This is a genomic window from Paenibacillus sp. PastF-3 (assembly GCF_029893135.1).
GTDB classification, from domain to species: Bacteria; Bacillota; Bacilli; order Paenibacillales; family Paenibacillaceae; genus Paenibacillus_AQ; species Paenibacillus_AQ nitricinens.
The window spans coordinates 259,017-271,701 of record NZ_JARXWM010000007.1 but is presented as its reverse complement, the minus strand read 5'-3'; the positions used below and the strand labels follow the sequence as shown (position 1 = coordinate 271,701).

At 43.6% G+C, this 12,685-nt stretch carries 9 protein-coding genes and 1 riboswitch; of the genes, 8 read left to right on the top strand and 1 reads right to left on the bottom strand.

What is annotated here, in order from left to right; translation table 11 throughout:
• Positions 1 to 87 precede the first annotated feature (87 nt).
• Positions 88 to 2,919, top strand: coding sequence for a glycoside hydrolase family 3 protein (locus M2444_RS16300; protein ID WP_280787469.1), 2,832 nt, complete (start codon positions 88 to 90; stop codon positions 2,917 to 2,919).
• A 38-nt stretch (positions 2,920 to 2,957) separates the two neighbouring features.
• Positions 2,958 to 3,374, top strand: a complete 417-nt coding sequence (locus M2444_RS16295) for an HIT family protein (protein ID WP_094874777.1) — start codon at positions 2,958 to 2,960, stop codon at positions 3,372 to 3,374.
• A gap of 65 nt (positions 3,375 to 3,439) precedes the next feature.
• Here the strand turns inward: M2444_RS16295 and M2444_RS16290 are convergent, their stop codons facing one another.
• On the bottom strand, positions 3,440 to 3,760 hold the full coding sequence (locus M2444_RS16290) for a hypothetical protein (protein WP_280787468.1): 321 nt from the start codon (positions 3,758 to 3,760) through the stop codon (positions 3,440 to 3,442).
• Between the two features lie 354 nt (positions 3,761 to 4,114).
• Here M2444_RS16290 and M2444_RS16285 point away from each other — a divergent pair, with 354 nt between their 5' ends.
• The 6 genes from M2444_RS16285 (at position 4,115) to M2444_RS16260 (ending at position 12,595) form a co-directional block, all read left to right on the top strand.
• On the top strand, positions 4,115 to 8,350 hold the full coding sequence (locus tag M2444_RS16285) for an S-layer homology domain-containing protein (protein ID WP_280787467.1): 4,236 nt from the start codon (positions 4,115 to 4,117) through the stop codon (positions 8,348 to 8,350).
• 233 nt (positions 8,351 to 8,583) lie between these two features.
• A riboswitch (guanidine-I (ykkC/yxkD leader) is annotated at positions 8,584 to 8,692 on the top strand.
• Between the two features lie 86 nt (positions 8,693 to 8,778).
• Positions 8,779 to 9,126 carry a DMT family transporter gene (locus tag M2444_RS16280; RefSeq protein WP_094878351.1) on the top strand — a complete coding sequence of 116 codons (348 nt, stop codon included), beginning with the start codon at positions 8,779 to 8,781 and terminating at the stop codon, positions 9,124 to 9,126.
• Entirely contained in the window at positions 9,127 to 9,441 is a 315-nt protein-coding gene (locus tag M2444_RS16275; protein ID WP_042125359.1) for a DMT family transporter, read from the top strand.
• Positions 9,442 to 9,575: 134 nt separating this feature from the next.
• Positions 9,576 to 10,475, top strand: coding sequence for an aldo/keto reductase (locus M2444_RS16270; protein ID WP_280787466.1), 900 nt, complete (start codon positions 9,576 to 9,578; stop codon positions 10,473 to 10,475).
• Between the two features lie 101 nt (positions 10,476 to 10,576).
• Positions 10,577 to 10,774, top strand: coding sequence for a hypothetical protein (locus M2444_RS16265; protein WP_280787465.1), 198 nt, complete (start codon positions 10,577 to 10,579; stop codon positions 10,772 to 10,774).
• A gap of 351 nt (positions 10,775 to 11,125) precedes the next feature.
• Positions 11,126 to 12,595 carry a PTS mannitol transporter subunit IIBC gene (locus M2444_RS16260; protein ID WP_280787464.1) on the top strand — a complete coding sequence of 490 codons (1,470 nt, stop codon included), beginning with the start codon at positions 11,126 to 11,128 and terminating at the stop codon, positions 12,593 to 12,595.
• Positions 12,596 to 12,685: the final 90 nt, after the last annotated feature.

Sequence of the window (12,685 nt, the reverse complement as noted above, 5' to 3'; positions counted from 1 at the left end):
TTGATAGACCAGATTTGTGTTAAACACAGATAACTACCTCGAGAACATATGAAACCGCTATCAACTTGAATCGAAGGAGCGATTTTGATGGAAACAGTGACATCTAAATATCCATTTCAACAGATTGATTTACCCTTAAATGACCGAGTGCAGGATTTGATCTCCAGATTAACGCTAGATGAAAAAGTAAGTCTGATCCCTCAGTATCAAGCGGCCATAGAGCGTTTAGGTGTTGGAGCGTATAAACACGGTACAGAAGCGGCACACGGAATCTCCTGGCTTGGAAAAGCGACCTCTTTTCCTCAGCCGAGCGGACTGGCTTGTACCTGGAACCCAGAGCTAATGAAGGAAATCGGCTCGGCCATTGGAGATGAAGCAAGAGCATTTTACAAAAAGAATCCAACGGTGAATGGCCTGACGTTATGGGCACCAACGGTGGATATGGAGCGTGACCCGCGGTGGGGTAGAACGGAAGAAGCTTACGGTGAAGATCCAGAATTAACTGGACAACTCAGTACATCTCTTGTTCAAGGAATCCAAGGCGATCACCCGGTGTATTTGAAAGCGGTCGCAACGCTTAAGCACTTCCTAGGGAACAACAACGAGATCGAACGAGGAAATTGTTCCGCCAGCATCGACCCGAGAAATATGCGTGAGTATTATCTCGAAGCATTTAAGCCTGCTTTTCAAGAAGGAGGCGCACAGTCCATGATGACCGCTTATAACTCGGTGAATGGCGTGCCTGTTATTCTTCACCCAGCAGTGATGGATGTTGTCAAAGGCGAATGGGACATGGACGGTTTTATCGTAAGCGATGCCGGCGATCTTTTTGGGATTGTGAAGGATCATAAGTATTATGAATCATTTGCACAGTCGATGGCTGAGTCTATCAAAAACGGAATTGACAGCGTAACAGAAGAAACCGAAGAGACGATCAAGGTTCTTCATGAAGCACTAGACCAAGGCCTACTAGCAGAGGAAGATCTGGATCGTGCACTAACTAACACATTTAGAGTTCGTTTCCGTCTGGGAGAGTTTGACCCGGCTGAAGGGAACCCATACGCAGCAATCGACGATTCCGTTATTCTTAACAAAAAACATGCCGCACTGTCCATGGAAGCTGCCAAACAATCCATTGTGCTGCTGAAGAATGAGCAAGCTACTTTGCCATTGAATAAGACCGAATTAAACAAAGTGGCGATTATTGGTCCGCTTGGTGATGAAGCATTCAGAGACTGGTATTCCGGCACATTACCTTATGGAGTGACTCCGCTGCAGGGTGTTAGCAAAAAGCTGCCTGGTAAACACGTTACTTTTGAGAGTGGCGCAGATCAGATCATTCTTACCTCAGCCGCAAGCGGTCAAGCCATTGGAATTACGGGCGAGGACGGAAGGCTGGCTGTACAACATGTTATAGCAGAGCACGGAGAATTGTTCCAACATACCGCTTGGGGCTGGACTAGCAATACTCTGAAGGCGACTAGTCGTGGGCAATATGTAACTTTAAGCGAATCGGAGACTCTTACAGCATCTGCGGACGAAATTTACGGGTGGTTTGTAAAAGAATCCATTAACATCGTACCTGAAACCAAGGATACGGTATCTTTGCGGACTTGGAATGACAAACTGATCTCCGTAAATCCGGAGGATGGCACGCTGCAGGTTGCTGATCAGGATGCAAGTGCGGACGCTCGTCTTTTTAATAAGAACATCGTTACAAACGGACTGGACGCTGCGGTAGAAGCTGCCAAAGCAGCTGAAGTGGCAGTGGTTTTTGTCGGTAATCATCCGCTTCTTAACGGAAAAGAAGAAATCGACAGACCCGATATTGTGCTTCCAGAGGAGCAGGAGCGCCTGGTCAAAGCAGTCTATGAAGCGAATCCGAATACAGTGGTAGTTATTGTCGGCAGTTATCCGATTTCATCCACTTGGATTGACGAGAATATCCCGGCAGTTTTGTATACATCCCACAGTGGACAAGAGCTGGGCAATGCGGTTGCAGAAGTGTTGTTCGGAGATTACAGTCCTTCCGGCAAACTGAATATGACTTGGTTCCGTTCTGTGGAGCAGCTGCCTGAGCTGATGGATTATGATATTATCAAAGGTAAACGAACCTATATGTACTTTGACGGTAAGCCATTGTATCCTTTTGGTCACGGCCTAAGTTATGCTGAAGTGAATTACAAGAATCTAAATTTGAACACAAAGGAACTGCAGCAAGAAGATAGGCTTAAACTTTCCGTTCAAGTGGAAAATACTGGAGCAGTCGATGGGGATGAGGTTGTTCAGTTATATGTGCAGGCTTTGAATTCCCGGGTTAAACGTCCGATTAAACAGTTGAAAGGCTTTGAAAAAGTGAGTATCGCCGCAGGTCAATCGCGTACAATAGAGTTTGTTCTACCAGTCTCCGAGCTGGCATTCTGGGATGTCACACGTGAGCAATATTGCGTCGAAAATGGAGAATACACGATTCTGATTGGTCGTTCTTCTGCTGATATTAAATTATCTTCAGTAGTAACGGTGAAAGGGGACATCATTCCTTCCCGGAATTTATATAACAACACCAAAGCAGAGAACTATGATAACTACGAAGGTGTATATCTGGACGAATGCAAAGCAGGCGGGGCTTCGGTATATCCGGTAAAAGAGGGCGCTTGGATCGCTTTTAATGACGTATTGTTCGATCATGGAGCAGTAGCAATTGAAGCTCTGGTCTCCTCCGCAAAAGGTGGTAGCATTGAGATCAGAACCGGAAGCGCAGCTGGGAAACTGGCTGGAACCGTGACCGTCCCTTCTGGTGGAGTTCTGCAACAGTGGAGCACATTGAAAGGCGAAGTATCCGTGGAGACAGGTACTAGCGATGTTTATGTAGTTTTTAACGGCGAGGTGCTTCTCAGCCGGTTTGAATTTAAACAATAATAGAGATGACCTTTGATTATGGGATGGAGTGTGCACATATGGAGTGCTTGGGATGTCGGATTGCTAACGGAATTGAGTCTAACGTAAAGGTAGTATATGAGAATGAATTTATTACTTGTGTGCTAGATATAGCTCCGTTTAATGAAGGGCATACTCTGATCCTTCCTAAAAAGCATTACTGGGATCTCGAAGAAATCGACTCAGAGACTTCCTATGCGATAATGGACGGGGCGAAGAGGCTGTCAGTTGTTCTGAAGACTTTGTTCGAACCAGATGGCATAAGCATTTGCCAAAATGGCGGAAAGTTTAACGATTTGACCCACTATCATATGCACATCATCCCTAGATACGAAGGCGATGGATTTGTTTGGAGTGAACCACTACACCCGCACGGTGCTGAGAAGTTTTTGAGTCAGACGCAAAGAAAGATTCTTGACGTATTAAAAGAGGACTAAACATAAAAAGTGCATTCCTGAAGCAATATCAGGAATGCACTTTCCTTTTGTTATAGAGTAACACTCTAATCACATCCGCCACCGCCACCAGCATCTCCGCCACCGAAATCTCCCCCGCTGCTGTGCCCGCTATCCCCGCCCCAGCTATGACCGCTGTCATGCCCAGAATGGTGATGGGAGCCACCCCCGTGATGGTGTTGATTAGAATGATTCGAATTATTTGGATCCAGCAGATCTGGATGGCTAGCTGCCATAAAAGACATGCTGGCGGCATCATCACGTCTATTTCCCTCAAATCTGTTGCTGTTCGAGCTTGAACCATTACGAACTACGGATTGTATGATTATAAATACAATAACTCCAATAAACAGTATCCCAAAGACCATTAGATCGCCCTCCTAGTTATTCATTATAAGCTGTATTCTCTTAAATTGTACCATAATATTGAAAAAATGGATTTGAGAAAGTGTGGAAGGCTAGTTGATTTGATTCGCTGATGCTACCAAAAAGAGGAAAATAGTCTCGGCATGGGTTTGTTCTCAATGGTTAATCAATCTCAGTGCCTTGGCTATCAGTGTTGTGGGAAGATGTTCTACAAGGGCTCTGCTTCTTTATAGTTTGATTTTTGGATTACGAACTCTGTCAAGAGGTCAGGGTCCTAAATTTAAGTAGAAAATATTGGTATTCTATAGTATTATCAAATTTGCTAGAATTACAAAAAAATACAAGGGGCGCCGCACATGAAACAGGGGAAGAATTATTTCATTTTACTTTTATTATTTATTTTACTGATTAACTCACTGGGAGTTGGGGTTCCCACCGCCAGTGCAGATTCCTCACCGGCGTCGCTAGAACTCGAGCTTCCTGCTAATTTGACGGACTGGGTATTAGATGAAAATGCAGGTTATATCTATGCCATCTCTAGTGCGGAAAATAGTCTCTATTTTATTCGGCTTAGTGATCTTAAGATTGAGAAAACGCTGAATGTAGGTTCGAACCCTTATTATATTGCAAAGGATGGGCAATCTTTGCAGATTGCGCTTTCCGGAGCGACGATGATAAAAACGGTTAACCTCTCCACTCAACAAATTTCGGACACAATCATAACAAAAACAGTACCTAATGCGGTTGCTGCTACTTCCACTCATCTTTTCTACGGGACTGGTGATGGGAAAATCTACAAATATGATAAGGTAACTCGAACGAGCAGCTTATTATTCACTGATTTTATGACGAATAATATTACTCTAGCAGTTGATGAGTCTTCCAATACACTTTATGTTGGTGAATTATCCTCATATGCTGGGATCAAGGCTATAAACGCTGAAACCGGAGCATTACTCAGTCAGGACATTGATGACAATATGGAAATTGGTGGCTCTTCTATTTCTCTCAAGCATATATTTATTGATGATCAATTCGTATATTTTGGTGGGCATCAGTTCAATAAAAGGAATTTGATAGAGACCACTGGTACTTATTCAAGAACGAATGACGATTATACTTATCTCGAAGCTGTAATTTTGGATGTATCTGACGCCTATGTTCTTACTACACAAGGAGTGTACGATAAATATACATATACTCCGTTAGTTCTATTTCCTTCTAACAAAAGGTTTGCTTTGCTCGACTCGAACGGCTATGCGTTTCTTGGAGGCATAGAGAATTGGTATGATGATGCAAAAAAGATTAGTCGAATCGATCTTACGATACCACAAAGAATAACTGCAAACCTTACCACGGATTCTTATTCTATTAAAAGCGATCAAATGATTACGGATTGGGCTACTACGGACAAGTCTCCGTATATTTATGCCATTGTTGCAAGCACCAATGAACTTGTTGTTATCAATAAGGAAGATTTGAGTGTAGTAAAGAAGATGTTTATTGGTTCAAACCCAACTGACATAAAAATTTTCAATAACAAAGTTTATGTCATCTTTAAGGGTGAAAATCATATCAATATTATGGATTTGGAAGGTGGTATTCCATCAGAAGCAGCCACTGCCAAAATCACCACTAAGCACTACCCGTTTGAAGTCTATCCTGATAACAATAATCGGATTCTGTATAATAGCGGGGTATTTGATGGTGGCATCAGCGTGACATCGTCTGTCTATAGCAATGTTACAGATGCGGTGTACAATGAAAAAAGTGCAGGGATTTATAATTCAGACAGTTACACACTAGACCTAGATCAAAAGATCCTCTATGGCGTAGATAGTTTCTCCCTCTATAAATATAACAGTCAAAATTTCAAGTTAATTGAAAGACAAGACATACAAAGTGGTTATTATAATTCCAATATCCTCCTGGATGGAAACAATTTATATTATGGGAGTCGTAGGATCGATGCAACCCAAACATCCATATTATATGGAACCTATCCAGAAAAAATTATTTATGCTCGTGGCAGTCTTGTGTTTAGTAACAGAGCCGTCTACGACAGAGACAGCTTTACTAAAATTCATGATTTATTGATGTACATGCAACACGCATATGTTGATACAGATCAAACTATTTTTATATCTAGTAATAACCGATTATATAAATTTCATAGCTTTGGAGAGATGCAGACAGTCATGAATGAGGCTCGCCTTCCTTCTAATGCTGTTTTTGTGGATGAAAATTTAACCTCCGGTATAATTGACGGATATCTGTCCTTTGAACCTCCGGCTGATCAGGATGGGATTACGGGTTATGCCGCATATTATCTTGATCAGAATGGAAATAAACTTAAGCAAGTAGGAATATATAAGAACTCAGAATTATCAACGGATTCATTCTTAGTTTATGAAATATCATATTCGAGCCTGCCGACTGGAGCAGTAAGTATTGGGCTTTATCCGGTTGTCGGTATTAACAATTATGGCAGTGAGGGGACACTTGATATTCATATTTCGGCCCCTATCTATGATGCACCAAGTTATCTGCCTGTGGACTTATCAATTACAGATACGAATTCGGACATCAATATATTTACAGGTACAGTGACATGGAAACCTGGAACAGCTGAACTACCAGGTGCCCGTTATTCCTTATATTTTATTAACGAAGAAGGTGCGCTTGGAGATGCCATCGCTATTGTTAATGGTGGGCAAAAGAGTTACTCTCTTACTATTTCCGAAAGAAATGTGCCGGAGGAAGCTTTAGCACTCGGTGTTTTCACGGAAAATGATGATTTCATCCCTCCTTTCTATAGCAGGGCAATACTTGAAGATAAAGTGACAGCGGATATCCTGGTATCGTCCATTACTGTACATAAATACCAGGTGCAAGCGGATAACATCGTTGTGAATAACCTGGTTGCTGGAGATATCGTTCGAGTTTACAATGAACGACTTACCCGCTTACTAGGTTATGGGATCGTTGATCCGGACAAGACTACTATTACGATTACTATTATTAACATTGGATATCCGGGGGAGAAACTCCTTATAACTAGGCAATCATCTAAGAAAATTGAAAGTATGGGGACTTTAGTCGTTGTACCTCCTATTACAAATGATAGCGGCGGCGGAACTGGTGGCGGCGGAACTGGTGGCGGCGGAACTGGTGGCGGAGGAACTGGTGGCGGCGGAACTGGTGGCGGTGGAACTGGTGGCGGAGGAACTGGCGGCGGTGGAACTGGTGGCGGAGGAACTGGCGGCGGCGGAACTGGCGGCGGAGGAACTGGTGGCGGTGGAACTGGCGGCAGTGGAACTGATAGCGGTGGAACTGATAGCGGTGGCAGCACGGGTGCGGTCCCTACTGACAGTGCCAAGGTAGTAACAACAATCAAAGAAAACATAGATGGAACCCGCTCGTCTTTGACTGAAGTAGCAGCTGAATTTATTTCAAAGGCAATGAACGATCCTGAATTTAAGAAAAATCCGTTAATCATTATTAAGGCTGATGAAAAAACGGCAACTCAGAGCAGCCAATTCCAGATAGATTTAAGTTTGTTAACAAATATTAATAATAACTCGAAGGAAGCTGTACTTATTCTGGAATCATCATCGGGCAAGCTTCAGCTTCCTGTAAATTCATTGTTCTCGGCAATTTCCGGGTACAGTGGTTCGGAGCAGAGGGTCGTCATTACGATTGCTCAAGCTGCAAGCGACTACAAAGCCAAATTGACTACTCAACTAAGCAACTCTACTAGTATTACGTTGGGATATCCAATGGAGTATCAGGTTAAGCTGATTGGAAGCGGTCAGGATCGCATTCTTTCCAGTTTCTCTGATTATGTCAGTCATATGATGAAATTCAACGTAAACCAAGATGCAAAGGCCGTCTATACAGGTCTAACTTATAATCTGGTCACTGAGACCTACGTTCCTGTTCCTACCACCTGGGAATGGAAGGATGGAGTTTTGCAGGTGACTATGAAGCGTAAGGGGAATTCTGTATATACTGTTGTTCAAAACCATGCCCAATTTAATGATTTGAATAACAGCAATCCATTTAAAGACAGTATCTTAGCTTTAGCTAATCGAAGTATCATTAAAGGTTATTCTGATGGAAGTTTCAAAGCAGAATCGGTTGTCACGCGTGCTGAATTTGCCGCCATGCTTAATCGTGCCTTAGGTATTATGCCGAAGCTTCAGGCTTCTAAAAGCTTTAAGGATGTTAAGAATGGAGTTTGGTATTCGTCGCAGGTAAATGCAGCCGTCGACGCTGGCCTCATAAACGGCTTTGCGGATGGGAATTTCCGCCCGAGTCAAGAAATTACGCATCAAGAGATGATTGTTATGCTGGTCAACGCGCTGAAGTATGGCAAAACGGACACTACAGTAAATAAAACCTCTTCACCTGTGTTGCCTGATAAGTTGCCGGATTGGGTAAAGCCTTATTATGTTATTGCCCAAGATAATGAAATATTGCCGACGAACAGTCCATTTCAATTTCAGGCGGGTAAGAAAACTGAGCGTCAAGAAAGTGCGTTGCTATTGTACCAATTGATGAAGGTACTGAAGCTTACAAATGCCGAATAAAGAAGTCGGTGAATTGTGAGTTTTCTGGTTCACATCTCGTTCTATAGGCATTGAATTAAAGTGAAAGACACCCTCAAGGTGTCTTTTTTGTTGTCTATATGGCACTTTCAGAAGAAGCATGTAAATTTAATTGCTTGGAATGTAATGTACTCACCAATAATTCTGGTCAGAATTTTATATAGAAAGGGTTGATTTTATCACCCCGATTTGCTACCATACGATGTAACTTAATAGTTATTGTTTTCTAGGGTTCCGCAGCTGGTGCACAGCTGGTCTGGTCCGAGGGAAAACGCACGAACAGCATCGTTCGTGTTTACACGGAGGGATAAAAGCCCGGGAGGTATCGTTATAAATGACGATGACCTTCCGGGCTTATTTGTTTGTTTCGTGGGCAATTATAAAGTTAGTGAATTGAAGGAGGGCTTGGAATGAAGAACAACAATTCAGAGTGGTTAAAGGTAGTTGGTGCAGCTGTTTTCGAGGTCATGTGGGTCATTGGCTTAAAACATGCCTCCACGATGTGGGAGTGGCTGATAACTGTGGTAGCTATAATAATAAGCTTCTATGTGATGATTTCAGCGAGTACCAAATTGCCGGTCGGTACAGTATACTCCGTGTTTGTTGGTCTAGGAACTGCAGGTACAGTAGTTGCGGACATGGTTTTATTCGGAGAACCGTTCAAGTTGATGAAGCTGGTTCTAGTGGTTATTTTGCTGGCAGGCGTTATAGGATTGAAAATGGTGACCAAAGAAGCCGAAGTAAAGGGGGAGTCTTAAATGGCATGGGTATTTCTGGTCGTTGCTGGTTTATTTGAAATGTTTGGAGTAGCTATGATTAATAGGTTGAATAAACACCGGAATTTCTTGTCGTTCGCACTGCTCTTTCTTGGTTTCGGAGCAAGCTTTCTGTTTCTGTCTTTAGCTATGAAGAGTCTGCCGATGGGAACAGCATATGCGGTATGGACGGGGATCGGCGCATCCGGCGGAGCGATTCTGGGGATGATATTGTATGGAGAGGCCAAAGACTGGCGCCGGATCGTCTGTATTATTATGATTCTGGGGGCCGCTGTGGGACTAAAGCTGATAGCTTAGTTTAGTATTCATTCTTTACTTTTTCTCTTCAAAAGAGCGATTAGTTATAAATTGGACACGATTCAGATGTTTAGAAAGGTTCTTATAGGTCGTATAAAGTAAGTATACAATACTTCAATAAGGGGATTTTTAATATGACTAAGGATTCAATCGAACATTTGGCTGAAATCACAAAAATGAACCAATCTAACCGCATACTGCTTCCAGATGGAACGTCACTTCCTAGAATTGGGCAGGGAACTTGGAATATGGGTGACGACCATTCCCGTAGGGAGGAAGAGATTGCTGCCCTTCGATTAGGCGTGGAACTAGGCATGGATTTAATAGATACGGCTGAGATGTATGGGGAAGGACGCTCGGAGCTTTTAGTGGGTGAGGCTATCCAAGGCATTCGGGATCAAGTTTTCTTGGTGTCAAAAGTCTATCCACATAATGCCGGTAGTGAGCGCCTTATCCGCAGCTGTGAAGAAAGCTTGAAACGCTTGAATACGGATCATCTGGATCTTTATTTGCTGCATTGGCGGGGGGATATCCCACTAGAAGAGACTGTTGTAGGAATGGAGAAACTGGTCTCTCAAGGAAAAATAGCAAGATGGGGTGTATCCAATTTCGATATCGACGATATGAAAGAGCTGCTTGGTATTGAAGGGGGAACTCATTGTGCAACCAATCAGATTCTATATCATCTAGGGTCCAGAGGAATTGAAACTGAACTGCTGCCATGGCAGAGAAGTCACAAGATCCCGGTAATGGCTTACTCACCGCTTGCTCAAGCAGGTTCACTCCGAAAAGGAGTGGTCGAGAGTGAAGTCGTTCAGGAAATCGCCCGTGTTCATAACGTAACACCACTTCAGATTATGTTAGCTTGGACGATTCGCGAAGAGGATATCATTACGATTCCAAAAGCATCTTCTCGTGAACATGTCATTGAGAATGCCTCTGCAGGTTTAATTACGCTAAGTGAAGAAGAAAGATGGAAGCTTGATGAAGCCTTCCCAATACCATCTTGGAAAGTTCCGCTGGATATAATTTAAGATCAGATTAGCCAAAAAAGCTCACCGAAAAGGTGGGCTTTTTTAGTTGTGATAAATCCAATGTAGGCTGTGATCATACGGATATTGGAGGGTCTAAGAGAATGGTGCTTGTTATAATGATGAGCCTGTGGATGGCAGGGGAGCTGATCAGGAACGGAAGTCTTGCGAACATTCGCAGGCTTCCGTTTTTTCTTGGGTCTGAACCCTTGTACATGGCCGGTAAGGTAAATAAGCTGCTTTTTGGAAAAGGGTGCGGATGGGCAATCGGAGTGATGGCATCCGGAGCAGGTTTGGTTTAGAGGAACGAGGGAGTTGGGAAGATGAGGGATTAGCGTGCAACGCAAGGTTTATTTCATAGATATAAGTCTCACTGGTCAGAATAACGAAACAGGTTCTTCTGGAGGTGTTGAACCGCTAAAGTAAATAAATCCAAACCATCCTTATTTTCCGGGTCGGATCAAAAGCTAGTTGGCTTCTGTATGGGCTGTGGCAGGAACTCTTAAATGTTGTCAACAATGATCATGCCGAAACCGTGTTTTCAATTTGATGACAAAGAAAGCGTTTTAATTTAGGATGTGACCATAAGGGATAACCTTTAATGCATTTAAGTAAAGAAGGGTCCCATTCAATAATTAAAGGGGGCATTTTAAATGGCCACAACAGCAACACAGAAAAGTTCATCCGGTGGTGTACGGGTGAAAGTTCAACAATTCGGCCGTATGCTAAGCGGAATGGTGATGCCGAACATCGGCGCATTTATCGCTTGGGGGTTAATTACGGCATTATTTATTCCTACAGGCTGGTTTCCTGTTGAAAGCTTGGCGAAATTAGTAGGTCCAATGATTACTTACCTGCTGCCACTCCTGATCGGTTATACCGGCGGGCAGATGATACATGGTAAACGCGGAGGTGTAATCGGGGCTATAGTGACGATGGGCGTTATTGTCGGCTCGGACATTCCAATGTTCCTCGGCGCAATGATCGTGGGCCCCTTATCCGGTTGGGTACTGAAGCAATTCGACCGTGCAGTTGATGGCAAAATCAAAGCCGGCTTCGAAATGCTGGTTAACAATTTCTCACTTGGTATTATAGGGGGTCTTCTGACTCTCGGGGCATACAAAGGAGTCGGACCCCTTGTACAAGGTCTAACCAATTTGCTTTCCGATGGTGTGCAGTTCCTGGTTAACCATAGCCTGCTGCCACTCGTTAACATCATTATTGAGCCAGCCAAGATCTTGTTCCTGAACAATGCGATTAACCACGGAATACTGAGTCCAATTGCGGCAGAGGAATCTGCGAGAATAGGTAAATCTATCCTGTTCATGCTGGAATCTAACCCTGGTCCAGGTCTGGGTATCCTGCTTGCTTACTGGCTCTTTGGACGCGGATCGGCAAAATCGTCTGCTCCTGGCGCCGTAATCATTCACTTCCTGGGTGGGATTCACGAGATTTACTTCCCGTACATCTTAATGAATCCTCGCTTGATCCTGGCTGTTATCGGTGGTGGTGTTACAGGTACATTTACGTTCCAATTGCTTGGTGCAGGGCTTACAGCCTCACCTTCTCCTGGTAGTATCTTCGCCTACATCGCAATGACGCCAAAAGGTGGATTCTTCCCGATGTTCGCAGGTGTAATCGTTGCAACTGTTGTATCTTTCCTGATTGCTTCGCTGCTACTGAAAACTAGCCGTAAGAATAACGAAGATGAGGATGATCTGGAAGAAGCAGCAGCTAAAGTGAGAGAAATGAAATCTGCAGGTACTGTCGCTCAATCAGCAACTACTGTGAATCATGCAATAACTCCTGGAATTGCTGCGAACGTAGCTGGGAATGTCCGCAACAAAGCTGACGTCAATAAAATCGTCTTCGCTTGTGATGCTGGAATGGGTTCTAGTGCCATGGGCGCGTCTGTTCTAAGGAAGAAACTGCAGAGCGCAGGGGTGAACATTACCGTCGTTAACTCCGCAGTCAGCGAGATTCCGTCTGACGCAGACATTGTAGTGACCCAGAAGACTCTGACCGAACGGGCGATTGCCAGCAACCCTAACGCAGAGCACATCTCTATTGATAACTTCCTGAAGAGCCCGAAATATGATGAGCTTGTGGAACGTTTGAAGTAAAGAGAGTGGGTGAACGATAATTTATATTTGTTATCAAAAAGGAGACGCTGGCCCCCAAGCCAGCGTTTGTCTCCATATAAGGCGAGGGTT

Coding starts and splice junctions, on each gene's coding strand:
- M2444_RS16300 (WP_280787469.1), top strand. CDS start 88: ATGGAAACAGTGACATCTAAATATCCATTTCAACAGATTGATTTACCC.
- M2444_RS16295 (WP_094874777.1), top strand. CDS start 2,958: ATGGAGTGCTTGGGATGTCGGATTGCTAACGGAATTGAGTCTAACGTA.
- M2444_RS16290 (WP_280787468.1), bottom strand. CDS start 3,760: ATGGTCTTTGGGATACTGTTTATTGGAGTTATTGTATTTATAATCATA.
- M2444_RS16285 (WP_280787467.1), top strand. CDS start 4,115: ATGAAACAGGGGAAGAATTATTTCATTTTACTTTTATTATTTATTTTA.
- M2444_RS16280 (WP_094878351.1), top strand. CDS start 8,779: ATGAAGAACAACAATTCAGAGTGGTTAAAGGTAGTTGGTGCAGCTGTT.
- M2444_RS16275 (WP_042125359.1), top strand. CDS start 9,127: ATGGCATGGGTATTTCTGGTCGTTGCTGGTTTATTTGAAATGTTTGGA.
- M2444_RS16270 (WP_280787466.1), top strand. CDS start 9,576: ATGACTAAGGATTCAATCGAACATTTGGCTGAAATCACAAAAATGAAC.
- M2444_RS16265 (WP_280787465.1), top strand. CDS start 10,577: ATGGTGCTTGTTATAATGATGAGCCTGTGGATGGCAGGGGAGCTGATC.
- M2444_RS16260 (WP_280787464.1), top strand. CDS start 11,126: ATGGCCACAACAGCAACACAGAAAAGTTCATCCGGTGGTGTACGGGTG.